Raw genomic sequence first — 24,546 nt, forward strand, 5'->3', positions numbered from 1 at the left:
GGTAACAGAGTAGCGCCTTCGCCGGCCCTGTCGATAAACACAGCAATCTGAAAAGCCACTGCAGGACGCCGCGACTTTTCTCTGGAAATGTCAATGATGAAAGAAAACAGTAGCGTGGAGAACAGCAATGTCAGGTGATGACCGCGAACCCATCGGGCGTAAGGGAAAAACGCCGCCTCCCGTCCGCAAGCCTTCCAGGCAGCGGCCGCGTTATCGCCGGGATGAGGATGTTGACGAGTTTGAAGACAATGTAGAGGCCGGAGCGGCTGAACAGGACAATGACAATAAAGGTAAGCAACGTATGCCACGTAAGGTAAAAGCGGGCAAACCGCGCAAGAAGCGCGGCTGGCTCGGCCTGCTGATTAAAATAGGGATTGTGCTGGCGGTCGGGTTGGCCATTTATGGCTTCTACCTGGACGGGCAGATCCGCAGCCGGATTGACGGCAAAGTGTGGCAATTGCCGGCTGCGGTCTATGGCCGCATGGTCAACCTTGAGCCGGGCATGAACTACAGCAAGAAAGAGATGGTGGCGCTGCTGGAGGGCACGCAGTACCGCGAGGTGACGCGCATCACCCGGCCGGGCGAATTCACCGTGCGCGCCAACAGCATCGAACTGCTGCGCCGCCCGTTTGAATTCCCGGACGGCAAAGAGGGGCAGATCCACGCCCAGCTGACCTTCAAAGGTGACCGCCTGGCGCAGATCCAGAACATGGACAACCAGCGCAACTTCGGCTTCTTCCGCCTCGACCCGCGCCTGATCACCATGTTGCAGTCGCCGAACGGCGAGCAGCGGCTGTTCGTGCCGCGTGCCGGGTTCCCCGACCTGCTGGTGGACACGCTGCTGGCCACGGAAGACCGCCACTTCTACGAGCATGACGGCATCAGCTTCTATTCGATCGGCCGCGCGATGCTGGCGAACCTCACGGCGGGCCACACGGTGCAGGGGGCGAGTACCCTGACGCAGCAACTGGTGAAGAACCTGTTCCTCACCAACGAGCGCACCTACTGGCGTAAGATCAACGAGGCCTACATGGCCCTGCTGGTGGACAGCCGCTACAGCAAAGACCGCATCCTGGAGCTCTACCTGAACGAGGTCTACCTCGGCCAGAGCGGCAATGACCAGATCCGCGGCTTCCCGCTCGCCAGCCTTTACTACTTCGGCCGCCCGGTGGATGAGCTGAGCCTCGACCAGCAGGCGCTGCTGGTGGGCATGGTGAAAGGGGCGTCGCTCTATAACCCGTGGCGTAACCCGAAACTGGCGCTGGAGCGCCGTAACGTGGTGCTGAAGCTGCTGGAGCAGCAGAAGATCATCGACAACGAGCTCTACACCATGCTGAGCGCCCGCCCGCTGGGCGTGCAGCCGAAAGGCGGGGTGATCTCGCCGCAGCCGGCCTTTATGCAGATGGTGCGCCAGGAGCTGCAACAGCGCCTGGGTGACAAGATCAACGAGATGTCCGGCGTGAAGATCTTCACCACCCTTGACCCGGTCTCGCAGGATGCCGCCGAGCAGGCGGTGGAAGAGGGCGTGCCGCTGCTGCGCAAAAAGAGCGGGCTGAAAGACATCGAGACCGCGATGGTGGTGGTTGACCGCTTCACCGGCGAGGTGCGGGCGATGGTCGGCGGCGCGGAGACGCAGTTTGCCGGCTTCAACCGCGCCATGCAGGCGCGCCGCCAGGTCGGCTCGCTGGCCAAACCGGCCACCTACCTGACGGCGCTGGCACAGCCAGACAAGTACCGCCTCAACACCCTGCTGGCTGACCAGCCGCTGGCGCTGAAGCTCTCCAACGGCCAGACCTGGAAACCGCAGAACGACGATCACCAGTTCCGCGGGCAGATGATGCTGGTGGATGCGCTGGCGCGGTCGATGAACGTACCGACGGTTAACCTCGGTATGGCGGTGGGGCTGGATGAGATCACCAAAACGCTGGTGACGCTGGGCGTGCCGCCGAACGTGCTGAACCCGGTGCCGTCGATGCTGCTCGGCGCGATTGCGCTGACGCCGATGGAAGTGGCGCAGGAGTACCAGACCATCGCCAGCGGCGGCAACAAAGCGCCGCTGTCGGCGGTGCGTTCGGTGATCGCCGAGGATGGCTCGGTGCTCTACCAGAGCTTCCCGCAGGCGGAACGCGCGGTGCCGGCCCAGGCCGCCTACCTGACGCTCTACGCGATGCAGCAGGTGGTCAACGAGGGGACCTCCCGCGCGCTGGCGGTGAAATTCCCCAACCTGCACCTGGCGGCGAAAACCGGTACCTCCAACGACCTGCGTGACAGCTGGTTCGCCGGGGTGGATGGCGACCAGGTGGCGATCACCTGGGTCGGCCGGGATAACAACGGCCCGTCCAAACTCTGGGGCTCCACCGGCGCAATGGCGCTCTACAGCCGTTACCTGACCAACGAAACGCCGCAACCGCTGGACCTGCAGGCACCGGAAGACATCACTGAGATGCGTGTGGACTCCGCGGGCAACTTCGTCTGCGGCGGCGCGCTCACCGGCGGCCTGACCGGCGGGGTGGTGCGCAGTATGCCGGTCTGGACCAGCGACCCGGACAGCCTCTGCCAGGCGAGCCTGGCGGCGCAACAGCAGCAGATGCAACAGCAGCAACAGCAGATGCAACAACAGCAGATGCAGCAGCAACAGCAACAGCAGCAGGCGCCGCAGGGTGAGGAGAAAGAGAGCAACGGCATGGCCGGCTGGCTGAAGGATATGTTCGGCCAGTAACGGCGCAAGCCGTCACTGATAACCGGGTGTGATGCGTGATGACCGCGCATCGCACCCTTTTTTTATCAGCGTTATCAATCAGCTGTGATGTGAGTTGGTGACTGGCGGCCGCGGCCGCGTTTTGGGTATTCCTTATTGTGCCTTTTCTGACTGCATAATAAGGAGTCCCTATGCACCCGCTTTTCCCCCTGACCCTCGCCGGACTGGCCGCGCTGGTGCCGTTTCACAGCCAGGCGCTGAACGGGCAGACCAACGTCCAGTGCGGTTACAGCCACACCCTGCCGGATGACGCCATCATGATGCCGGGGATGCCCGGCATGGCGATGTCCCACGACTTCTTCGGCAACACCCACGCCAACGCCTACACCACCAATGAACAGCTGCTGGAGGATTTCTCCACCACCTGCAACAACAGTTCCGATCACTCCGCCTACTGGGCACCCTCGCTGCGGCTGCCCGACGGCACCGTGGTGCGCCCGGCGTACCAGAAAACCTACTACCAGGCGAGCCAGGTCGAGAAGTACCCGATCCAGCCGTTCCCGGCGGGGCTGCAACTGCTGGCCGGCACCCACAACGGCACCAGCCCGAATAAAGTCGCCGTGGACTATTTCTGCCAGGGGCTGGGCTACTCCGACATCCCCAAAAGCAGCTGCCCGCCGCAGGCCGACGGCACGGTGCAGATGAACATCGCGCTGAAGTTTCCCAACTGCTGGGACGGCGTTACCCTTCACCCCGCCATCGGGGTAAAAAATGCTGATTATGCGGTCAATGATGTTTGCCCGGCGGCGTATCCGGTGAAGATCCCGATGGTCAACATGAACATCGCTTACCTGATCCCCAACTCAAAACCGATCGACATGACCAGGGTTGAGCTGTCGCTCGACCCGGTGATCGTGAACGGGAAAGTTGTCGAGCAATGGGGGTCGATCTACAGCGCCCACGGCGATTTTATGAATGGCTGGACGGCGCAGGGCGCGGACTTTATGGCGAACCACTGCATGAACCTCGGCCTCGCCTGCGACACCAATATCCCGTTTGCCTATGAGATGGCGTTGCAGGATGTCACCGTCAGTAATCTGGATCAGGCGGACAAGAATTTCGCCGGGGAGGAGACGCTGCACGTACAGGATAACTGGCAGGGCACCCGCAGCCAGAATAAAGAGGAGATCGGCCTGATCCAGTTCACCATCCCGGCCTGGCCAGCAGCGCTGGACATCAACACCAACACGGAATTTACCTATAAAATCCGGCTCTTTGGCGGCAACGTCTCTGACGCCAACGCCCGCACAATTTATCTCTACGGCACCCACAATGACTGGGATGAGCACCAGGTCACCTGGAACAGCCGCCCGGCCTGTAACAGCAAGGCTGCCGGGTCGCTGTATGCCAATAATAAGCAGTCTTACCGCTATATTCCGGTGGATGCGGCCGTGAAAGAGGCAATTAAAAACAAGCAGACCACCATCTCATTCTGCATCGGCGGCGAGCGCAAAGGCCACGCTTACGCGTTCAGCTCTGCGGAAAGCCCCAACCCCCCGATATTAATGTTGCAGGGGTTTAAGAAATAATGCGCAGGCTATTAATTAATAGTGAAACCCGTAACTGCGAGGTTACGGGTTTTTATTTATCTGCACCGAAACGCGTTAATAAAAAATAGCCGTTTATTTCATGCGGCCATTTCTTCAGCATATCCGCCTGTGACAAAGTATTTCTGCTTGAGTTTAAAAATTCATCCGAATATGATTCTGGCTTCATAATAATAATTCTCGTTTACATTCCTGTTTATCATCATCAGAGAAACAACCATGCGCACACGTTCAGGCACACCGGCCCAGGCGGCCTTTCCTGTTGGCAAAGTGACCCTTGCCATTGCTGTTACGTTAGGAACTTTCGCGTTGCCCGCCCTGGCGGCGGAGAGCGGCGATACCATCACCGTGGTCGGCAGCGGGCCGGATGTGGCGCAGGAGAGCGCGTGGGGGCCGGCCGCGACCGTGGCGGCCAAACGGAGTGCCACCGGCACCAAAACCGACACGCCGCTGGTGAAAACGCCGCAGTCCGTCTCGGTGGTGACCAGTGACGAGCTGGAGATGCGCCAGCCGGACACCGTCAAAGAGGCGCTGAGCTACACGCCGGGCGTGTTCGCCAGCCGCGGCAGCTCCGATATTCTGGATGCGGTGGCGATCCGCGGTTTCACCAACACCAACACCAACCAATACCTGGACGGCATCAAACTCCAGGGCGACAACTACTCTGAAGTGTCGATGGACCCGTACTTCCTCGAGCGTGTGGAAGTGCTGCGCGGCCCGTCGTCAGTGCTGTACGGCAAAAGCAACCCCGGCGGCCTGGTGTCGATGGTCAGCAAACGCCCGACCACCGAGACCCTGCGCGAAGTGCAGTTCTCCATGGGCACCGACAACCTCTACCAGACCGGCTTTGATTTCGGCGGCGCCATCGATGACGCCGGCGTCTACAGCTACCGCCTGACCGGCCTGGCCCGCAGCCAGGATGCCCAGCAGGCGATGTCGCAGGAGAAGCGCTACGCCATTGCGCCGTCTTTCACCTGGCACCCGGATGACAACACCACCTTCACCTTCCTGAGCAACTTCCAGAACGATCCGGAAGCGGGCTACTACGGCTGGCTGCCGCGTCAGGGCACCGTGGTGCCGTACACCGACGCCAACGGCAACCAGCGTAAGCTGCCGGTGGACTTCACCGAAGGCGAGCAGGAGGACAAGTTCTCCCGCAACCAGAAGATGGTCGGCTACAGCGTCGAGCACGCGTTCAACGACACCTGGACGGTGCGCCAGAACCTGCGCTACACCATGCTGAGCACTCACTACATCGGCCATTACGGCAACGGCTACGTCGCCCCGGCGACTATCCAGCGCAACTTTGTCGATTCCAGCGAGAAGCTGAATAACTTCGACGTTGATACCCAGGCGCAGGCCAAATTCGCCACCGGCCAGGTTGACCATACCCTGCTGATGGGCGTCGACTATATGCGGATGCGCAACGACATCAACGCCGACTACGCCCTCGGCACCGTCAGCAGCATCAATATGACCGCGCCGCAGTACGGCAATGACGGCTACGACATCACCTACCGTTACCACATCCTGAACCGCCAGGAGCAGACCGGCCTCTATGTGCAGGACCAGGCAGAGTGGAACCACTGGCTCCTGACCCTGGGCGGCCGCTATGACTTCGCCAAAACCACGGTGCTGACCCGCAGCAGCGGTGCCACCGACAAAGACCGCGATGAGCAGTTCACCTGGCGCGGCGGTCTGAACTACCTGTTCGACAACGGCATTTCGCCGTACTTCAGCTACAGCGAATCTTTCGAGCCGGTCAGCGGCGCGACCCAGGACGGCAAAGCCTTCGACCCGTCCCACGGCAAGCAGTATGAAGCCGGGGTGAAATATATCCCGGAAGACCGGCCGATCAGCCTGACGGCGGCGGTCTACCAGCTCACCAAAGACAACAACCTGACGGCTGACCCTACCAACAGCAGCTTCAGCGTGCAGTCGGGTGAGATCCGCTCGCGCGGCGTGGAGCTGGAGGCGAAAGCGGCGGTCAACGCCAACATCAACCTTACCGCCTCCTACACCTTTACCGATGCGGAATACACCAAGGACACCAACCTGAAGGGCCAGCGCCCGGTGGAAGTGCCGCGTAACATGGCCTCGCTGTGGGCGGACTACACCTTCCATGAAACGGCGCTCAGCGGCCTGACTATCGGCAGCGGCGTGCGTTACGTGGGCGCGACCAACACCATTGACGCGGCGAACCAGCAGTACAACGTGGCGGCCTACACGCTGGTGGATGCCACCGTGAAATATGACCTGGCGCGCGTCGGCCTGCCCGGCTCCACGGTGGGGCTGAACATCAACAACCTGTTCGACCGCGAATATGTCTCCAGCTGCTACCGCGATTACGCCTGCTACTGGGGCAGCGACCGCCAGATCGTCGCCACCGCGACCTTCCGCTTTTAATTCAGGCAGGGCCCGGCGTTCATGATGAACCCGGTGCCGCCCTGACATATCACACTGACCTTCGGGCACGGCATGCCGTGCCCGTTTTCAAGACAGGGAATTATGCAGGATAACAACATTCAACCCGTCGTCCCTCACGCCACGCTGAGCCTGCATCAGGTGAGCTTTTCCGTTCCCGGCCGCACACTCCTGGCCCCCCTGACGCTGACCTTCCCGCAGGGCAAATTCTGCGGCCTGATCGGCCACAACGGCTCCGGCAAATCCACCCTGCTGAAGATGCTCGGCCGCCACCAGCCGCCCTCCGGCGGCACGCTGCGGCTGAATGATAAGCCGCTCGGCGAGTGGGAGAGCAAAGCCTTCGCCCGCGAAGTGGCCTATATGCCGCAGCAGCTGCCGCCCGCCGAAGGGATGACGGTGCAGGAGCTGGTGGCGATCGGCCGCTACCCGTGGCACGGCGCGCTGGGGCGTTTCCGCCACCACGACCGCGAGGCGGTGGAGCAGGCGATCGCGATGGTCGGCCTCAACGCCTTCGCCCACCGGCTGGTGGACAGCCTCTCCGGCGGCGAGCGCCAGCGCGCCTGGCTGGCGATGATGATGGCGCAGGAGACCCGCTGCCTGCTGCTGGATGAGCCGACCTCAGCGCTCGACATCGCCCACCAGGTCGAGGTGCTGGCGCTGATCAAACGGCTGAGCGCGGAGCGCGGCCTGACGGTTATCGCCGTGCTGCATGACATCAACGTGGCGGCGCGCTACTGCGATCACCTGATCGCGCTGCGCGAAGGGCAGATGATTGCCGAAGGCAGCCCGCAGGCGATGATGCAGGGGCCGGTGCTGGAGAAAATTTACGGTATCCCGATGGGCGTGCTGCCGCACCCCGGCGGCGGTGCCCCGGTGAGCTTTGTCTACTGATGAAATCTTATCAACCTGACGGAACCCGCCGCCGCCTGTTGCAGGCGCTGGCGCTGGCCCCGCTGCTGCCTGCCTGGCCGTCGGTGTCGGCCACACGGCCCGACCTGAAACGCATCGTCACGCTGGAGTGGTCACCCACCGAGCTGCTGCTCTCGCTGGGGGTGACGCCGCTGGGCGTCGCGGATACCTACAACTACCGCCTGTGGGTGAAAGAGCCGGCGCTGCCGCCGGGTGTGGTGGATGTCGGCACCCGCACCGAGCCGAACCTGGAGATGCTGCAACAGCTGCGCCCGTCGCTGCTGCTGCTCTCGGCAGGCTATGGCCCGTCACCCGAGGCGTTGCAGCGCATTGCACCCTCAATGGGGCTGGCGTTCTACACCGGCAAAGAACCGCCGCTGCTGCTGGCGCGCCGCGCGCTCTGCCAGCTGGCGGAACGGCTCGACCTGATGCCGGTGGCCGACCGCTTCCTGGCAGCGGCCGATGCGCAGCTGGCACAGACGCGGGCGCAGTTGACGCCCGCCGCCCGCCGCCCGGTGCTGCTCTTCTCCTTCCTCGACGCCCGCCATGTGCTGGTGTTCGGCAAAGGCAGTCTGTTTATGAATGTGATGGATGAGCTGGGCGTCCCCAACGCCTGGCCCGGCGAGACCAACCTGTGGGGCAGTGCGGTGATCGGGATCGAGCAACTGGCCACGGTGAAACCGGCCCATGCGCTCTGCTTTGACCACGGCGACCACCGCCTGCGTGACGAGATCACCGCCACGCCGCTCTGGAAATCCCTGCCGCTGGCGCGTGACGGGGTGATCACCGAGGTGCCCGCCATCTGGTTCTACGGCACCACTCTCTCGGCGATGCGCTTCTGCCGCCTGCTGCCGCACGCGCTGGGAGGCCGCCCATGAGCCGCCGTACCCCCACCGCTGCGCTGCTGACTTTCTGCCTGTTGACCGCCGCCTGCCTGGCGCTCAGCGCCTATAACCTGCGCTGGCAGTTGCCCCTTTCCCTCTGGCCGCAAGGCTTCTGGCACCCGGCGGTGGAGGACGTCCGCCAGATGGTGTTCCACTTCAGCCTGTTGCCGCGCATCGTGGTGGCGCTGCTGGCCGGGGCCGGGCTGGCGCTGGCCGGGGTGCTGTTCCAGCAGGTGCTGCGTAACCCGCTGGCGGAACCGGCGACCCTGGGCGTTTCTGCCGGGGCGCAGCTCGGGCTGGCGATTGTCACCCTCTGGCCGATGCCGGGCGGCGCGCTGACGCAGCAGTTCGCGGCGATGGCCGGGGCGCTGCTGATCGGCGCGCTGGTGTTCGGCGTCGCCTGGGGCAAGCGGATGTCACCGGTGACGCTGATCCTCGCCGGGCTGGTGCTCAGCCTCTACTGCGGGGCGGTGAACGGCCTGCTGGCGCTGTTCAACTACGACCAGTTGCAGAGCCTGTTCCTCTGGAGCAGCGGCGCGCTCAACCAGCAGGACTGGCACATCGCCGCGTTCCTGCTGCCGCGGCTGGCGCTGGCGCTGGTGGTGTCACTGCTGCTGCTGCGGCCGATGACGCTGCTGGGGCTGGATGACGGCATCGCCCGTAACCTCGGGCTGGGGCTGTCCGCCGCGCGGCTCGGGGCGCTCGGCGTGGCGATTGTGCTCAGCGCGCAAATCGTCAACGCCGTCGGCGTGATCGGCTTTGTCGGGCTGTTCTCGCCGCTGCTGGCGACGCTGCTCGGCGCGCGCCGCCTGATGAGCCGTTTGCTGCTGGCCCCGCTGCTGGGGGCGCTGCTGCTGTGGCTCACTGACCAGATCATGCTCTGGCTCAGCCACGTCTGGCAGGATGTGCCGACCGGCGCGGCCACCGCGCTGGTGGGTGCGCCGCTACTGCTGTGGCTGCTGCCGCGCCTGCGCCACCGCACCGCCCCGCCGATGGGGCAGGGCGGCAGCGTACCGGCCGAGCGCGGCCACCTGCCGCTCTGGATCGGCGGCGGGCTGCTCTGCCTGCTGGCCGGGCTGTGGCTGGCGCTGGCGTTCGGCCGCGATATGTCCGGCTGGGTCTGGGCGCACGGTGACCTCTTCACGCAACTGCTGCCGTGGCGGATGCCGCGGGTCATGGCGGCGCTGGCGGCCGGTGTGATGCTGGGCGCGGCAGGCACCCTGATGCAGAAGCTCACCGGCAACCCGATGGCCAGCCCGGAAGTGCTGGGCATCAGCTCCGGCGCGGCGTTCGGCGTGGTGCTGATGCTGTTCCTGGTGCCGGGGGACGCCTTCGCCTGGCTGCTGCCTGCGGGCAGCCTGGGCGCGGCGGGCACGCTGCTGATCATTATGCTGGTGGCCGCGCGCGGCAGCTTCTCCCCGGCGCGGATGCTGCTGGCGGGGATCGGCCTCAGCACCGCTTTCACTACGCTGATTACGCTGCTGATGGCGAGCGGCGACCCGCGCATGGGCCGCCTGCTGACCTGGATCTCCGGTTCCACCTATTCGGTGACGCCGGAAGAGGCGTGGCGCAGTGCGCTGCTGGCTGTGCTGCTGCTGGCCGTGGCCCCGCTCTGCCGCCGCTGGCTGGTGATCCTGCCGCTGGGCAGCGCGACTTCCCGCTCTGTCGGGCTGGCGCTGGCCCCGACGCGGCTGGCGATCCTGCTGCTGGCAGCGGTGATGACGGCGGTGGCGACGCTGACCATCGGCCCGCTGAGCTTTGTCGGGCTGATGGCCCCGCATATGGCGAGGATGATGGGCTTCCGCCGCGCGGTGCCGCAACTGGTGATGGCCTCGCTGCTGGGCGGGATGCTGATGCTGCTGGCGGACTGGGGGGGGCGGATGCTGCTGTTCCCGAACCAGATCCCGGCCGGGCTGCTGGCGACCTTTATCGGCGCGCCCTACTTCATCTACCTGCTGCGCAAGCAGGCGGCGTAGGCCGGGGCAGAACGCAGAAACAAGACATGCAGAAACAACAAAGGGGCCAGACGGCCCCTTTTTTCATGGTGTGACCTCAGAGCTGCGCGAAGCAGCGGCGGGCGGCGTCGATGGTGCGCTGAATATCTTCCTGCGTGTGCGCGAGGGACATAAACCCGGCCTCAAACGCAGACGGTGCCAGATAGACCCCTTCCTCCAGCATCAGGTGGAAGAAGCGCTTGAAGCGCTCCACGTCGCACCCCATCACATCCTGGTAGCAGGTGATGCGTTCGGCGTCGGTGAAGAAGAGGCCGAACATGCCGCCGACGCGGTTCACCACCAGCGGGATGTTCTCCGCTTCTGCCGCCGCCAGCAGGCCGGTGGCGAGGTTTTCGGTGAGGTCGGTCAGCGTCTCATGGGTGCCCGGCTGGGCGATCTGCGTCAGGCAGGCGTAACCGGCCGCCATGGCGATCGGGTTGCCGGAGAGCGTTCCGGCCTGGTAGACCGGGCCGGTCGGCGCCAGCGCGGCCATCACGTCGCGGCGGCCGCCGAACGCGCCCACCGGCATCCCGCCGCCGATGATTTTGCCCAGGCAGGTCAGGTCCGGCACCACGCCGTAGTGCGCCTGCGCACCCGCCAGCGCCACGCGGAAGCCGGTCATCACTTCGTCGATGATCAGCAGCGCGCCGAACTCATCACACAGTGCGCGCAGCCCCGGCAGGAATTCCGGCAGCGGCGGCACGCAGTTCATGTTACCGGCCACCGGTTCGACGATGATACAGGCGATGTCGTCCGGGAACTGTTCAAACGCGGTGCGCACGGAACCGAGGTCGTTATAGGTGCAGGTCAGGGTATGTTTGGCGAAATCCGCCGGGACGCCCGGCGAGTTCGGCTGGCCGAGGGTCAGTGCGCCGGAACCGGCTTTGACCAGCAGGTGGTCAGCGTGGCCGTGGTAGCAGCCTTCAAACTTGATGATCTTGTCGCGGTGGGTAAAGCCGCGCGCCAGGCGGATGGCGCTCATGGTCGCCTCGGTGCCGGAGTTCACCATCCGCACCATGTCCATGGTCGGCACCAGTCCGGTCACCAGCTCCGCCATCTTCACTTCCATCTCGGTAGGCGCGCCGAAGCTCAGGCCACGGGAGGCCGCCTCAATCACCGCTTCGCGGATTTCCGCATTATTGTGCCCCAGCACCATCGGCCCCCAGGAGCCGACATAGTCGATGTAGGCTTTGCCGTCGGCATCAAACAGGTAGGCCCCGTCCGCATGTTCGACGAACAGCGGCACGCCGCCGACGCCGGTAAAGGCACGTACCGGCGAGTTAACGCCGCCGGGAATAAGGTCCTGCGCCCGGGTAAACAGACTCTCGGACTTGCTGTGTTGGCTCATGAAACGGCTCCTGAAAAGGTTCGCATCGTCGGGATGCAGAAGATAACCCCATTATTCTAGTGAAGTGGGGCGCGTTATGAAATCGTTGCCGGGCAGTGAACGGCCCGCCACGGTGAGAAAAACGTGCCATTTTGTTGCAGCCGCTGTGCGGCAGCGTAGGATAACCGGCGCTGATGTGTGGGACGCGCCGCCCCGGCGCGTTGTTTTCCCCAATGCCTGTTGGAAGAACCCGGATGATGACCCAAGACCAGACCCGCCCGCTTTCCCCCCTCCGCCTGCGGCGCAGTGACCTGCTGCGGCACTTTCTGCGGCGTGACAAAACCCCGGTGGCGATCCTGGTGGTGGCGGCGCTGGTAGGCGGCGTGACCGGCCTGCTCGGCGTGGGCTTTGAGCGGGCGGTGGGCTGGGTAACGCAGCAGCGGCTCGGCGCGCTGCACGGGGCAGCGGGGCAGGCGTGGCTGCTCTGGCCGCTGGCGTTTGTGCTCTCTGCCCTGCTGGCGATGGTGGGCTACCTGCTGGTGCGGAAATATGCGCCGGAAGCGGGCGGCTCCGGCATCCCGGAGATTGAGGGCGCGCTGGAGGAGCTGCGGCCGGTGCGCTGGTGGCGGGTGATCCCGGTGAAGTTCGTCGGCGGCATGGGCACGCTGGGGGCCGGGATGGTGCTGGGGCGCGAGGGGCCGACGGTGCAGATCGGCGGCAACGTCGGCAAAATGCTGGTGGATCTGTTCCGCCTGAAAAGCGCGGAGGCGCGCCACTCGCTGCTGGCCACCGGCGCGGCGGCCGGGCTGTCTGCGGCCTTCAACGCGCCGCTGGCCGGTATCCTGTTTATTATCGAGGAGATGCGCCTGCAGTTCCGCTACAGCCTGATCTCCATTAAAGCCGTGTTCATCGGCGTGATCGCCTCCAGCGTGGTGTACCAGGCGTTTAACGGCAGCGCGACCGTGATTCAGATCGGCAAATTACAGGCGGCGGCGATGCCTACGCTGTGGCTCTATCTGCTGCTCGGGATGCTGTTTGGGCTGGTCGGCGTGCTGTTCAACGCACTGATCTTCCGCACCCAGGATCTGTTCCAGCGGCTGCATGGCGGGCAGTTGCGCAGGATCCTGTTGACGGGCGGGCTGCTGGGCGGGCTGTGCGGTGTGCTGGGGCTGATGATGCCGGCGGCCGCGGGCGGCGGCTTTGGGCTGATCCCGCAGGCGGCGCTGGGGCACTACACGCTGGGGACGCTGCTGGCCCTCTTTTTCACCCGCATCATCACCACGCTGCTCTGTTTCTGCTCCGGCGCGCCGGGCGGAATTTTCGCGCCGATGCTGGCGCTCGGCACGCTGGGCGGCACCGCCTTCGGCCTGGCCTGCAGCATGCTGTTCCCGCACTATGGCCTGCAGGCAGGCACCTTTGCGATAGCCGGTATGGGGGCGCTGTTTGCCGCCACCGTGCGCGCGCCGCTGACCGGCATTGTGCTGGTACTGGAGATGACGGACAACTACCAGCTGATCCTGCCGATGATCATTACCTGCCTGGGCGCGACGCTGGTGGCGCAATTTCTCGGCGGCAAGCCCTTGTATTCCACCCTGCTGGCCCGCACGTTAGAACGTCAGGCCCGTGAACAGCGGGCGAAAGCGCCGCAAGCGGCTGACAATCCTCAGGGAAACCGCCCCCTGCGGTGAATACTTGAACAGACCACTCAGGTATTGGATAATCAGGGTATTATTCAGGCGGCTATGGGTGCACCCTGAAGTAAAACTGGTTGGAGTATAAAAATGAGTGATGACGTCGTAGCACTGCCCCTGCAATTTACTGAAGCAGCCGCACACAAAGTAAAAAACCTGATTGCGGACGAAGAGAACCCGAACCTGAAACTGCGGGTCTATATCACCGGTGGGGGGTGCAGCGGGTTCCAGTATGGCTTCACCTTTGACGATCAGATCAACGACGGTGACATGACCATCGAGAAAGCGGGCGTGGCGCTGGTCGTCGACCCGATGAGCCTGCAATACCTGGTGGGCGGCTCCGTGGACTACACCGAAGGGCTGGAAGGGTCGCGCTTTATTGTGACCAACCCGAATGCCAAAACCACCTGCGGCTGCGGCTCGTCCTTCAGTATCTGACGCGGCAAACGCTGCACAGAAAAAAACCCGTGTGCCGGTGGCAGACGGGTTTTTTATTAATGTTATTAGTATATTTGGGTAAAACGCATTGCTGTGTGTAGTGCGGCCCACCCTCGCAACCCTTACCATTCAAAGGTCACAAGCTGCGTCTGTTGCGCCGCGTTGCCCGTCAGAGGGGCCTCTTTCTTCAGCGCCTGAGTGCGGATAACCGGCTGATAGCGGGCATCGCTGCCGCAGTCTGCCGTGGGTGTGGCATTTGTCACCGTGACTGCGCATTGCGGCACAATCACCAGACGGACATTTATCACGCCCTGGGCACCCATGCCCTGACTTCCGATGGCCGCTGCCGGCAATACCCACAGCGCAAACAGCGCGCTGAAAAGGTGTTGTCGCATAGGTCATAATCCTGGTGTTAAAGCGGTGCTCAACGCACCAGTAATCTCATTATCGGCATGGGATGATGCCGGCTTTAGCCGATCTGGGCATCCCGTAAGTTAACCGGTTTACTGGTGCGTTGTTTTCCAAGCCGTCTTGAGTCTCAAGGAAGGAATCAGGGGCGGCATCAGAGGGGTAATTGAGAAGCGAAACAGTGAACGCCCGCTTCTCAATGCGCATGAATATAACAGAATCGATCAGTTTGGCGAATGTTTTTTAATCAATAAATAATTAATTAATATTTAAGCAAATGCGAATTGTTCGCGGACGTTTAATGGCTGCTGTTTTCCAGCTCAAAGGTAGGCAATTTCAGGTGCCAGCGGATCGCTGCCAGCCGGATCGCCAGGGTGATCGCCATGCCGAGCAGCGTCGCCTGGGAGAGCGGCATCCCCAGGGCATAAGCCACCGTGTGGGCGATGCCGCCGGCGATACAGGCGGTGGCGTAGATCTCGGTGCGCAGGATCATCGGAATTTCACGCGCCAGGATGTCGCGGATGATGCCGCCGCCCACGCCGGTGATCACCCCCATGCAGACCGCCACCAGCGGGCCGGTGCCGGCCGCCAGCGCCTTGTTGACGCCGATGCCGACAAACACCGCCAGCCCGACGGCGTCCAGCACCGGCAGCACCCACTTCGGCAGCCGCCGCGGCTGGCGCACCAGCCCGATGGTCAGCAGACAGGTAACCATCGCCACCACCAGATCGGTGGGGTCACGCACCCAGAACACCGGGCCGTGGTCCAGCGCCATGTCGCGGATGGTGCCGCCGCCAATCGCCGTGACCACGCCGAGCACCAGCACACCAAACGGATCCATACGCAGTTTACCCGCCAGCAGCACGCCGGAGATGGCAAACACCGCCGTGCCTAAAATATCCAGAATATAGAGCAGCATATCAACGATCGTTCCGGGCAGAAGAAGAGGGGGCGGGCAGGGCCGCCAGCTGCGGGCAGAGCTGCCGCGCGGCCAGCATAATACGCGGCCCGGCCCGGCTGAACCAGTCTGAATTGAGGGCGATCACCGGCACGCTTAATTGGGGCTGCCACCAGGCGGCCACCGCCCGTTGTGCGGCCTGGTCGCCGGGGGTGACGATCGCTGCCGGGCGGCGCATCAGCACCTGTTCACGGCTCACCTGCGGCCAGGGCACCGGGCTTTGGGCAAACAGGTTTTGCGCGCCGCACAGCGTCAGGATCTCGCTCTGCAGCGTCTTCCCGGAGGCGGTGAACAGCGGCCGGGTGCCGAACTGCAACAGCACCGGCAGCGGCGTGGCGCGCGCATACTGCCGCTGCAATGCCGCCCGCTCCGTGCGTAACTGCTGGGCCGCCCGGTGGCCGGTCTCCGGCTGCGCGCTGTAGCCCGCCAGCTGATCCAGCGCCGCGGCCACCTGCTCCACGCTCTGGGGATCGAGGGTGATCACCGGCACCCCGAGCGACTGCAGTTGATCCAGCGACCGCTGCGGGTTGCCGCCACGCCACGCCAGCACCAGATCCGGCTTCAGTGCCACGATCCGCTCCAGGTTGATCCCCTGCCAGCTGGCGACCCGCTCCAGCTTTTCCGCGCCCGGCGGGTAGTCGGCGTAGTCACTGGCGGCCACCATCTGCGGCCCCAGCCCGGCGGCGTAGGCCAGCTCCGTGAGGTTGGGTGCCAGGGCGATCACCCGCTGAACGGGCGCGGCAGCAGCGGCATAGGCCACAAAAAAAGGCACTGCCGTCAGCAGTGCCTTGAAAACCCGTAACCGGCGCATCATCAGCCGCGCTGCGCCAGCGCCTGCACCATGGCGTCCACCATGCGCGTGGATTGCTCGGCCGCCACCACCAGGAACTCCTCAAAGCTCAGGTGGGAGGCCTGGTCAGCCACGTCGGAGATGGCGCGTACCACCACAAACGGGGTGCCGAACAGGTGGCAGACGTGGCCGATGGCCGCCGCTTCCATCTCGACGGCCGCCACCTGCGGGAAGGTGGCGCGGATGCGCGCCAGCGGCTCTGCGCCGTTGATGAAGGCGTCACCGCTGCAGACCAGCCCGCGCACCGCGTTGAGGCCGAGATCGCTGATGCAGCGCGCCGCCAGGTCGATCAGCGCCGCGTCCGCGGTGAAGGCGGCCGGGCAGCCCGCCATCTGTCCCGGCGCATAGCCGAAGGCGGTGACGTCGGCGTCGTGGTAGCGCACTTCATCGGAGACCACGATGTCACCCACTTTCAGGGTGCTGGCCAGCCCGCCGGCGGAGCCGGTGTTGATCACCACGTCCGGTTGGCAGTGCTCCAGCAGCAGGGTGGTCCCCATCGCGGCAGAGACTTTGCCGATGCCGGATTTCAGCAGCGCCACGTCGACGCCGTGCAGCGTACCGGTGTAAATTTCACACCCGGCGCGTTGCAGGGTTTCACGGTTTTCAATCTTGTCGCGCAGCAGGGTGACTTCCTGCTCCATTGCGCCGATGATGCCAACTTTCATAGGGATACTCGCAAATGAGATGAGGGTAAATGAACGCGCCGGTTGATGCAGGCAGGCACGTTTATAAAGCCGGATAGTCTATCATGGCTACAGGTCAGCGCTAATGGCTAATAGACCGCCCCGCGCGGAGGGAGCAGCATGTCAGAAATCGATTTCAGCAAAAAATTCAGCATAGAGCGCCCGTTCAGCCCGCCGCGGCGTGACCTGGCAGAGCTCGATGCCTATGACATCGTGCGCCAGTTCGAGAGCGACCGCGGGCGCATCATCAACTCTGCGGCGATCCGCCGCCTGCAACAGAAAACCCAGGTCTTTCCGCTGGAGAAGAATGCGGCGGTGCGCAGCCGCCTGACCCACTCGCTGGAGGTGCAGCAGGTGGGGCGGCACATCGCCAAGGAGATCCTGCACAAGCTCGGCAAGCAGGGGCGGCTGGAGGCGCTGGGGCTGTCGGCGCTGGTGGCGCCCTTTGAGAGCGTGGTGGAGATGGCCTGCCTGATGCATGACATCGGCAACCCGCCGTTCGGCCACTTCGGGGAATCGGCGATCAATGACTGGTTCGGGCGGCGCATGGCGATTGCGGATGCCCTGACGCCGGAACAGGACAGCTGCCGGGTGCCGCTGCTTACTTTGCGCACCGGAGAGGCGGCGCTCAACGCCCTGCGCTGCCGCATCCGCCACGATCTCAGCCACTTTGAAGGCAACGCGCAGGCGATCCGGCTGGTGTTCAGCCTGCTGCGCCTCAACCTGACCCACACCCAGGTGGCCTGCATCCTGAAATATACCCGCCCGGCGTACTGGGCCGGGCCGGTGCCGCCCGCCTACAGCTACCTGATGAAAAAACCGGGCTACTACCTGGCGGAGGAGCCGCTGATTACCCAGTTGCGTGACAAGCTCCAGCTCGGCGAATTCCAGCGCTTCCCGCTGACCTACATCATGGAGGCGGCGGACGACATCTCCTACTGCATTGCCGACCTGGAAGACGCGGTAGAGAAGAAGATTTTCACCGTGGAGCAGCTCTACCACCACCTGCAACAGGAGTGGGGCAGCGCACAGGCCGGCGATCTGTTTGATCTGGTGGTGGGGACAGCCTATAAGAAGATGACGGCGGCGCAAAACTACCGCCACCCGATCGACTATTTCTTTATGGAGCTGCGGGTGCAGACGGTGAAACGGCTGGTGCCCCATGCCGCGCAGCGCTTTATCGATAACCTGCCGCAGATCTACGAGGGCACGCTGAACCAGGCGTTGCTGGAGGATCAGAGCCAGGCCAACCGGCTGCTGGAGATCTTCAAGAACGTGGCGTTCCGGCGAGTGTTTAACCACCATGAGGTGGAGGAGCTGGAGTTGCAGGGCTACCGGGTGATCAGCGGCCTGCTGGATATCTACAGCCCGTTGCTGGAGATGCCGGTGGAGGATTTCCGCCAGTTGAATGAGCAGGACACCCACCGGCGCTACCCGATTGAGACGCGGCTGTTCCACAAGCTCTCCGGCAAGTACCGCCTGGCCTACACCCAGGCAGTGAGCGAACTTGCCGGCCTGCCCGCCGCTGAGCAGCCGGTCTGGGAGTACTATTTCCGCGCCCGGCTGATTCAGGATTACATCAGCGGCATGACCGACCTGCACGCCTACGACGAGTACCGGCGGCTGGCCGCCGCAGAGTAGGGCAGGGGAGGTTAAAAAATGGACTTTTGTAAAGGCGTTGAACACTTTTTTACCATTGCTGAATCGACGCCGGTGAACTTAAGGTGATTAATTACATCTTACTCAGCACGGCTACACCGTCAGTATTGTTCTTGTCGCATCAATAAATTAAAGAGATACAGACAAATGAAAAAATCATCTTTGTTCCTCAGCGCCCTGGCGCTAAGTATTGGAATGGCCCTTGGCCCGGTTTCGACGGCTAACGCGGCGGAAACCGCCTCCTCCAGCAGTGCCCAGCTGCCCAGCCTGGCACCGATGCTGGAAAAAGTGATGCCTTCGGTGGTCAGCATCAATGTGGAAGGCAGCACCGCCATCAACACCCCACGCATGGGGCGCAATTTCCAGCAATTCTTCGGCGATAACTCCCCGCTCTGCCAGGACGGCTCGCCGTTCCAGCAATCCCCGCTGTGCCAGGATGGCGGTGACGGCAGTGACGAAGGCCCCGGCAGCGTCGCCCCGCAGCCGAAGCAGGCGTTCCAGGCACTCGGCTCCGGCGTGATCATTGATGCCGACAAAGGCTATGTGGTCACCAACAACCACGTGGTGGACAACGCCACCAAAATCGTGGTGCAGCTGAATGACGGCCGTAAGTTTGACGCCAAGGTGATCGGCAAAGATCCGCGCTCCGACATCGCGCTGATTCAGATCAAAGAGGCGAAAAACCTCACGGCGGTGAAAATGGCGGATTCCGAATCCCTGCGCGTCGGGGATTACACCGTGGCGATCGGTAACCCGTACGGCCTGGGCGAAACCGCCACCTCGGGCATCGTCTCGGCGCTGGGCCGCAGCGGCCTGAACATCGAAAACTACGAGAACTTCATCCAGACCGACGCCGCCATCAACCGCGGCAACTCCGGCGGCGCACTGGTTAACCTGAACGGTGAGCTGATCGGCATCAACACCGCGATCCTGGCACCGGACGGCGGCAACATCGGCATCGGCTTTGCCATCCCGAGCAACATGGTGAAAAACCTCACCGCCCAGATGATCGAGTTCGGCCAGGTGAAACGCGGCGAGCTGGGCATTATGGGCACCGAGCTGAACTCTGAGCTGGCGAAAGCGATGAAAGTCGACGCCCAGCGCGGGGCGTTCGTCAGCCAGGTGATGCCGAAGTCCGCCGCGGCGAAAGCCGGGATCAAGGCGGGTGACGTGATCCTCACCATGAACGGCAAAGCGATCTCCAGCTTCGCGGCGTTCCGTGCCGAAATCGGCACCCTGCCGATCGGCTCCAAGCTGACGCTGGGGCTGCAACGTGACGGCAAACCGGTAACGGTTGAGGTGACGCTGGAGCAGAGCCAGCAGGCGCAGGTCGATTCCGGCACCATCTACACCGGCATTGAGGGCGCGGAGCTGAGCAACACCGAAGTGAACGGCCAGAAAGGGGTGAAAGTCGACAACGTGAAGCCCGGCTCCTCCGCCGCGCGCATCGGCCTGAAAAAAGGCGACGTGATCCTGGGGGTCAACCAGCAGCCGGTGGCCAACCTCGGCGAACTGCGCAAGATCCTCGACACCAAGCCGTCGGTGCTGGCGTTGTCGATCCAGCGCGGCGACAGCTCGCTCTACCTGCTGATGCAGTAACTGTCTCTCTTGCCGGGATCGTGTTCCCGGCAACAGACCAGAAGGCACGGGAAACCGTGCCTTTTTTTATGGCCGCAGGATCCGATCCCGCAGGCGGTCACTATTTTTGCCACCCGCTGCACACCTGGTTGCGCTTCTTTTGTTCTGTTGCGTTGCAAAAATCTGTGATAGCTGCCACAGCTTTTGGGCATCTGCCCGAGCTTTGTGCGTTTGCACAATGCAGGCGGCCGGTCTGCTCAGTATGCTGAGAAAAAAGGGGCAGGCGAGAGGGAAAGGAATGGCAGCATATCATCTGGATGCCAGACTGGCACAGGAGATCGTGGCCCGTACCATGCGCATAATCGACAGCAATGTCAACGTCATGGATGGGCGCGGCAGGATTATCGGCAGCGGTGACCGGGAGCGGCTGGGGGAGCTGCATGAGGGGGCGCTGCTGGCGATCTCCCAGGGCCGGGTGGTGGACATCGACGACGCGGTGGCGCGCCACCTGCACGGGGTGCGGCCCGGTGTGAACCTGCCGCTGCGGCTTGACGGCGACATCGTCGGGGTGATCGGCCTGACCGGTAACCCCGGCGACCTGCACCAGTACGGGCAACTGGTCGGCATGACCGCCGAGATGATGCTGGAACAGGCGCGGCTGCTGCATATGCTGGCGCAGGACAGCCGCCTGCGCGAGGAGCTGGTGCTGAACCTGATCCGCGCCGAGAGCCTCTCCCCGGCGCTGAGCGAATGGGCGCAGCGGCTCGGCATCGACCTCAGCCAGCCGCGCGTGGTGGCGGTGGTGGAAGTCGACAGCGGCCAGCTCGGGGTGGACAGCGCCATGGCGGAGTTACAGCAGTTGCAGACGCTGCTCACCACGCCGGAGCGGGACAACCTGATCGCCATCGTCTCACTGACGGAGATGGTGGTGCTGAAACCGGCGCTCAACAGCCACGGCCGCTGGGACGCCGACGCCCACCGCACGCGCATTGACAGCCTGCTGGCGCGGATGACCGAGCGCGGCCGGTTGCGCATCCGGCTGGCGCTCGGCAACTATTTCCCGGGGCCGGGCGGCATCGCCCGCTCTTACCGCACCGCCCGTACTACCATGAGCGTTGGCAAACAGCGGATGCCCGACCAGCGCAGCTACTTTTACCAGGATCTGATGCTGCCGGTGCTGCTCGACAGCCTGCGCGGCGGCTGGCAGGCCAATGAGCTGGTGCGCCCGCTGGCGCGGCTGAAAACCATGGATAACAACGGCCTGCTGCGCCGTACGCTGACCGCCTGGTTCGCCCATAACGTGCAGCCTACCGCCACCGCCAAAGCGCTCTATATCCACCGCAACACGCTGGAGTACCGCCTGAACCGGATCTCTGAACTCACCGGCCTCAACCTGGGGAATTTTGACGATCGCCTGCTGCTCTATGTGGCGCTGCAACTGGATGACGATCGTTGAACAGCGGGGCGATCAGGCACCCCGCAGCCGGATCTTCGCCGCATTGGTCACATTTTCAATCTCGTCGAGCAGCTCCAGCCACTCCGGCTCCAGCGCCTGGACGCTGACGTTCTGCCGCAGCTGCTGCTCCAGATAGGCACACAGCTGCTTCAGGCGCGGCACGCCGCTGTAACTGCAACTGCCGTGCAGTTTGTGGATCAGCGCCAGGATCGCGTCATCATTGGCACCGTCAACAATCGCCTGCACCCGCTCACTGACCTGCGGCAGGAAGTCGATCAACATCTGCAACAGGTCGTTCGCCAGATCCTCTTTATTCGCCGACTGGCGCAGCGCCAGCGCCCAGTCCAGCGAGGGCAGCGGCTCACCGGATGCCTGGCTGACCAGCGGCGGCGGGGCGTCCGGCTCGGTGGCGGCCGGGGCGTGGTGGCGCGCCAGCACCCGTTTCAGCATCGCCTCGTCAATCGGTTTTGCCAGGTAATCATCCATGCCGGCCTGCAGCAGGGACTCCCGCTCACCGGGGAGTGAGTGGGCGGTCACGGCGATGATCGGCGTGCGGGCGTGGTGCGGCAGCTGGTGGATCAGCTCCGCAGCGCGGATGCCGTCAATCTGCGGCATCTGGATATCCATCAGAATTACGTCCAGTTGCTGCTCACGCGCCAGCGCCAGCGCATCCACGCCGCTGTCACAGAGCAGCGTGTGCTCGACCAGCTCCTCCAGCAGGGTGCCGATCAGTTTCAGGTTGGCCGGGTTGTCATCCACCGCCATGACCGTCAGCGGCAGGCGTGGCGGCCGGTGGGCCTTATTGCCCAGCAGGCCCGCCTGGCTGTCATCCAGCAGCAGCGGCAACAAGCGCACACTGGAGATCGGTTTGATCAGGCAGCCCTGCACCCCGAGCTTCTTCAGCGCCTCGGCATCGATCTGCAATTGGGCGGGCACCGCCATGATCACGCGGTCCGCCAGCGCCAGGATGCCCGGCATCCGCGCTTTATACTCCTCGCGCATGTGGCGTTTGTTCAGCGGCACGCCGATCAGCAGGATGTCAAAGTGCTCCTCCGGCAGCTGCGCGAGCTGGGTGCCGTGCGTCACTTCCAGCGGGGTGGTGGCCAGGATCTCCAGCGTGGCCTTGGCGGCGGCGTCGTTGGCCTCGATGTAGGCGAGCCGCTTGCCTTGCAGGGTCTCCATCGGCTGGGCGCTGGGCAGGAAGTTATCGTTGAGTTCAATATTAATGTGGAACCAGAAGGTCGAGCCGCGGTTGAGCTGGCTGTAGAAGCTGATGTCGCCGCCCATCTCCTTGACCAGTTTCTGGGTGATCACCAGCCCCAGCCCGGTGCCGCCGTGGCGGCGTGAGATGCTGGCGTCCGCCTGGCGGAACGCCTGGAACAGCTGCGACTGCTGGCGCTCTGAAATGCCGATGCCGGTGTCGTGGATCTGCACCTCCAGCTCCGCTTTCATGTTGTCATGGGAGCGCAGCTCCACATTGATGTCGATGTTACCGCTCTCGGTGAATTTCACCGCGTTGCCGAGCAGGTTGGTGACCACCTGTTGCAGCCGCAGCGGGTCACCGATCACCTGTTCCGGCACGTTGTTCTGCACGTTCAGCGTCAGCTCCAGCCCCTTCTCATGGGCGGTGTGCGCCAGCAGCACCACCACCTCATCCAGCGTCTCGCGCAGGGCAAAGGGGATGTGCTCCAGCACCAGCTTGCCCGCCTCCAGCTTGGAGAAGTCGAGCACGTCATTGATGATGGTCAGCAGGTTATTGGCAGAGCGCTCAATGGTTTGCAGGTAGTCGCTCTGGGTAGGCGTCAGCGGGGTTTTCAGCGTCTGGCGGGTAAAGCCGATCACGCCGTTAAGCGGGGTGCGCAGCTCATGGGACATATTCGCCAGGAACTCCGACTTGATACGCGCCGCCTCCTGCGCCCGCTTCTTCGCCAGATCCAGCTCGACGTTCTGGATCTCCATCTGCTCCAGCGTTTCGCGCAGGTCAGAGGTGGCCTGATCGATGTTCTGCTGCATCTCCTCATGGTAGGCGGTCAGCGACATCGCCATCGAGTTGATGCCGTTTTTCAGCATATCCAGCTCGCCGAGCATATAGCCCTCGACCCGGCTGTCGAGCTGGCCGCGGCGGATGCGGTCCACGGTGTTGACCATGTTGCGGATCGGGCCGGTGACGTCGCGCATCAGCCGGTAGGCGAACAGGATGGCGATGCAGAGGCTCAGCACCAGCAGCAGCGTCGCCACAAAGACCTCTTTATACTGCTGGAGGCGCACGGCGTTGAGGTCCAGCTCAATGGCGATGTAGCCGAGGTTGTCCGGTTTGGCGGCGGTGACGACGGCGTTGTCAGTCTCGTCCGGGGCGCTCTCCTCCGCGGTGATAGGCGTACGCAGGATCAGCTCATTGCCGTAGCGGCTCAGCATCAGCTCGGTGGGCATCGGCTCGCCCTGGCTTATCTGCAACTGGCTGTAGTTGCGGTGGTAGTTGGAGGTGACAAACAGCCGGTTATTACGGTCAAACACCGTAATCGAGCGCACAATGTCGGAGTGGCGGCGGTGCAGCAGGCTGACCAGTTGGCGCACCGACTCCCGGTTATGGAAAGCCATGCCATACTCACTGGCCACCGCCAGCGGCTCAATAATACTGGCGCCGGAGTCCACCAGCTGATTTTGTAATTCGTTGTAGCGGTGAACCACAAAAAACGTGCTGAGCAGCAGCCCAATCAACAGGGTCGGGGCGAGGATTAACACCATCATCCGGGCGCGAAGGCTATATTTGGTCATGGGATTCCACTGTGGGAGAATGGGCCGCCGGCCCGCGTGACGAAGACGGGTAGTGCCGGCACAAGGCTTGATTCTACCTTGCAAACAGCCGTGTGACGACCCGGCAAACAGCGTGGCCTGCCGTCGTGCCGGGCAGGCCGTGAAGGTATTGCCACGCTGGTGGTGAATGGGCAATATAATGCACCTATAAATTCGCTGAATATTTCC

The 24,546-nt window shown here is 63.5% G+C and carries 17 protein-coding genes; 11 read left to right on the forward strand and 6 right to left on the reverse strand.

All coding sequences use genetic code 11. The annotated features are described in order from the left end of the window. The first annotated feature begins 127 nt into the window (after nt 1-127). The 6 genes from mrcB (at nt 128) to fhuB (ending at nt 10,498) form a co-directional block, all read left to right on the forward strand. Nucleotides 128-2,719 carry a bifunctional glycosyl transferase/transpeptidase gene (mrcB, locus tag CYR32_RS06065; RefSeq protein WP_101823483.1) on the forward strand — a complete coding sequence of 864 codons (2,592 nt, stop codon included), beginning with the start codon at nt 128-130 and terminating at the stop codon, nt 2,717-2,719. A gap of 170 nt (nt 2,720-2,889) precedes the next feature. Then, entirely contained in the window at nt 2,890-4,287 is a 1,398-nt protein-coding gene (locus tag CYR32_RS06070) for a CBM96 family carbohydrate-binding protein (protein ID WP_101823484.1), read from the forward strand. Between the two features lie 237 nt (nt 4,288-4,524). After that, complete coding sequence (gene fhuA / locus CYR32_RS06075; RefSeq protein WP_101823485.1) at nt 4,525-6,711, forward strand: ferrichrome porin FhuA; 2,187 nt, start codon at nt 4,525-4,527, stop codon at nt 6,709-6,711. A 102-nt stretch (nt 6,712-6,813) separates the two neighbouring features. After that, a complete protein-coding gene (gene fhuC, locus CYR32_RS06080; RefSeq protein WP_101823486.1) occupies nt 6,814-7,620 on the forward strand; it encodes a Fe3+-hydroxamate ABC transporter ATP-binding protein FhuC in 807 nt (268 codons plus the stop codon). Then, on the forward strand, nt 7,620-8,516 hold the full coding sequence (gene fhuD, locus CYR32_RS06085; protein WP_101823487.1) for a Fe(3+)-hydroxamate ABC transporter substrate-binding protein FhuD: 897 nt from the start codon (nt 7,620-7,622) through the stop codon (nt 8,514-8,516). Before fhuC ends, fhuD begins: the two co-directional genes overlap by 1 nt. Continuing rightward, nucleotides 8,513-10,498: a Fe(3+)-hydroxamate ABC transporter permease FhuB gene (gene fhuB / locus CYR32_RS06090; RefSeq protein ID WP_101823488.1), complete on the forward strand. Its 1,986-nt coding sequence runs from the start codon at nt 8,513-8,515 to the stop codon at nt 10,496-10,498. The genes fhuD and fhuB overlap by 4 nt, the downstream gene beginning before the upstream one ends. A 76-nt stretch (nt 10,499-10,574) precedes the next feature. Here the strand turns inward: fhuB and hemL are convergent, their stop codons facing one another. Further along, on the reverse strand, nt 10,575-11,864 hold the full coding sequence (hemL, locus tag CYR32_RS06095) for a glutamate-1-semialdehyde 2,1-aminomutase (protein ID WP_101823489.1): 1,290 nt from the start codon (nt 11,862-11,864) through the stop codon (nt 10,575-10,577). Nucleotides 11,865-12,100: 236 nt separating this feature from the next. Between hemL and clcA the strand changes: the two genes are divergently transcribed. Continuing rightward, a complete protein-coding gene (gene clcA / locus CYR32_RS06100; RefSeq protein ID WP_101823557.1) occupies nt 12,101-13,531 on the forward strand; it encodes a H(+)/Cl(-) exchange transporter ClcA in 1,431 nt (476 codons plus the stop codon). A 93-nt stretch (nt 13,532-13,624) separates the two neighbouring features. Beyond that, nucleotides 13,625-13,972, forward strand: coding sequence for an iron-sulfur cluster insertion protein ErpA (erpA, locus tag CYR32_RS06105; protein WP_072928938.1), 348 nt, complete (start codon nt 13,625-13,627; stop codon nt 13,970-13,972). 122 nt (nt 13,973-14,094) lie between these two features. Here the strand turns inward: erpA and CYR32_RS06110 are convergent, their stop codons facing one another. The 4 genes from CYR32_RS06110 to mtnN form a co-directional block, all read right to left on the reverse strand. Further along, complete coding sequence (locus tag CYR32_RS06110) at nt 14,095-14,367, reverse strand: hypothetical protein (RefSeq protein ID WP_101823490.1); 273 nt, start codon at nt 14,365-14,367, stop codon at nt 14,095-14,097. 311 nt (nt 14,368-14,678) lie between these two features. Beyond that, a complete protein-coding gene (locus CYR32_RS06115; protein WP_101823491.1) occupies nt 14,679-15,299 on the reverse strand; it encodes a TRIC cation channel family protein in 621 nt (206 codons plus the stop codon). 1 nt (nt 15,300) lies between these two features. Continuing rightward, entirely contained in the window at nt 15,301-16,152 is an 852-nt protein-coding gene (gene btuF, locus CYR32_RS06120; RefSeq protein WP_101823492.1) for a vitamin B12 ABC transporter substrate-binding protein BtuF, read from the reverse strand. Further along, on the reverse strand, nt 16,152-16,853 hold the full coding sequence (gene mtnN, locus CYR32_RS06125) for a 5'-methylthioadenosine/S-adenosylhomocysteine nucleosidase (RefSeq protein WP_101823493.1): 702 nt from the start codon (nt 16,851-16,853) through the stop codon (nt 16,152-16,154). The genes btuF and mtnN overlap by 1 nt, the downstream gene beginning before the upstream one ends. Before the next feature lie 138 nt (nt 16,854-16,991). On the opposite strand from mtnN, the gene dgt reads away from it, so the two are divergent. From dgt to CYR32_RS06140, 3 genes are all read left to right on the forward strand, one after another. Next, nucleotides 16,992-18,512 carry a dGTPase gene (dgt, locus tag CYR32_RS06130; RefSeq protein ID WP_101823494.1) on the forward strand — a complete coding sequence of 507 codons (1,521 nt, stop codon included), beginning with the start codon at nt 16,992-16,994 and terminating at the stop codon, nt 18,510-18,512. A gap of 165 nt (nt 18,513-18,677) precedes the next feature. Beyond that, nucleotides 18,678-20,129 (forward strand): serine endoprotease DegP, encoded by a 1,452-nt coding sequence (gene degP / locus CYR32_RS06135; protein WP_101823495.1) that lies wholly within the window; start codon nt 18,678-18,680, stop codon nt 20,127-20,129. A gap of 277 nt (nt 20,130-20,406) precedes the next feature. Next, nucleotides 20,407-21,564: a CdaR family transcriptional regulator gene (locus tag CYR32_RS06140; protein ID WP_101823496.1), complete on the forward strand. Its 1,158-nt coding sequence runs from the start codon at nt 20,407-20,409 to the stop codon at nt 21,562-21,564. Between the two features lie 12 nt (nt 21,565-21,576). Here the strand turns inward: CYR32_RS06140 and barA are convergent, their stop codons facing one another. Further along, nucleotides 21,577-24,339: a two-component sensor histidine kinase BarA gene (gene barA / locus CYR32_RS06145; protein WP_101823497.1), complete on the reverse strand. Its 2,763-nt coding sequence runs from the start codon at nt 24,337-24,339 to the stop codon at nt 21,577-21,579. Nucleotides 24,340-24,546 lie beyond the last annotated feature (207 nt).

Origin of the sequence: Chimaeribacter coloradensis (genome assembly GCF_002858715.1) — a bacterium.
Lineage (GTDB): Bacteria > Pseudomonadota > Gammaproteobacteria > Enterobacterales > Enterobacteriaceae > Chimaeribacter > Chimaeribacter coloradensis.

What these genes read in the sequence shown, in the direction of transcription:
- mrcB (WP_101823483.1), top strand. Translation starts at nt 128, where the DNA reads ATGTCAGGTGATGACCGCGAACCCATCGGGCGTAAGGGAAAAACGCCG.
- CYR32_RS06070 (WP_101823484.1), top strand. Translation starts at nt 2,890, where the DNA reads ATGCACCCGCTTTTCCCCCTGACCCTCGCCGGACTGGCCGCGCTGGTG.
- fhuA (WP_101823485.1), top strand. Translation starts at nt 4,525, where the DNA reads ATGCGCACACGTTCAGGCACACCGGCCCAGGCGGCCTTTCCTGTTGGC.
- fhuC (WP_101823486.1), top strand. Translation starts at nt 6,814, where the DNA reads ATGCAGGATAACAACATTCAACCCGTCGTCCCTCACGCCACGCTGAGC.
- fhuD (WP_101823487.1), top strand. Translation starts at nt 7,620, where the DNA reads ATGAAATCTTATCAACCTGACGGAACCCGCCGCCGCCTGTTGCAGGCG.
- fhuB (WP_101823488.1), top strand. Translation starts at nt 8,513, where the DNA reads ATGAGCCGCCGTACCCCCACCGCTGCGCTGCTGACTTTCTGCCTGTTG.
- hemL (WP_101823489.1), bottom strand. Translation starts at nt 11,864, where the DNA reads ATGAGCCAACACAGCAAGTCCGAGAGTCTGTTTACCCGGGCGCAGGAC.
- clcA (WP_101823557.1), top strand. Translation starts at nt 12,101, where the DNA reads ATGACCCAAGACCAGACCCGCCCGCTTTCCCCCCTCCGCCTGCGGCGC.
- erpA (WP_072928938.1), top strand. Translation starts at nt 13,625, where the DNA reads ATGAGTGATGACGTCGTAGCACTGCCCCTGCAATTTACTGAAGCAGCC.
- CYR32_RS06110 (WP_101823490.1), bottom strand. Translation starts at nt 14,367, where the DNA reads ATGCGACAACACCTTTTCAGCGCGCTGTTTGCGCTGTGGGTATTGCCG.
- CYR32_RS06115 (WP_101823491.1), bottom strand. Translation starts at nt 15,299, where the DNA reads ATGCTGCTCTATATTCTGGATATTTTAGGCACGGCGGTGTTTGCCATC.
- btuF (WP_101823492.1), bottom strand. Translation starts at nt 16,152, where the DNA reads ATGATGCGCCGGTTACGGGTTTTCAAGGCACTGCTGACGGCAGTGCCT.
- mtnN (WP_101823493.1), bottom strand. Translation starts at nt 16,853, where the DNA reads ATGAAAGTTGGCATCATCGGCGCAATGGAGCAGGAAGTCACCCTGCTG.
- dgt (WP_101823494.1), top strand. Translation starts at nt 16,992, where the DNA reads ATGTCAGAAATCGATTTCAGCAAAAAATTCAGCATAGAGCGCCCGTTC.
- degP (WP_101823495.1), top strand. Translation starts at nt 18,678, where the DNA reads ATGAAAAAATCATCTTTGTTCCTCAGCGCCCTGGCGCTAAGTATTGGA.
- CYR32_RS06140 (WP_101823496.1), top strand. Translation starts at nt 20,407, where the DNA reads ATGGCAGCATATCATCTGGATGCCAGACTGGCACAGGAGATCGTGGCC.
- barA (WP_101823497.1), bottom strand. Translation starts at nt 24,339, where the DNA reads ATGACCAAATATAGCCTTCGCGCCCGGATGATGGTGTTAATCCTCGCC.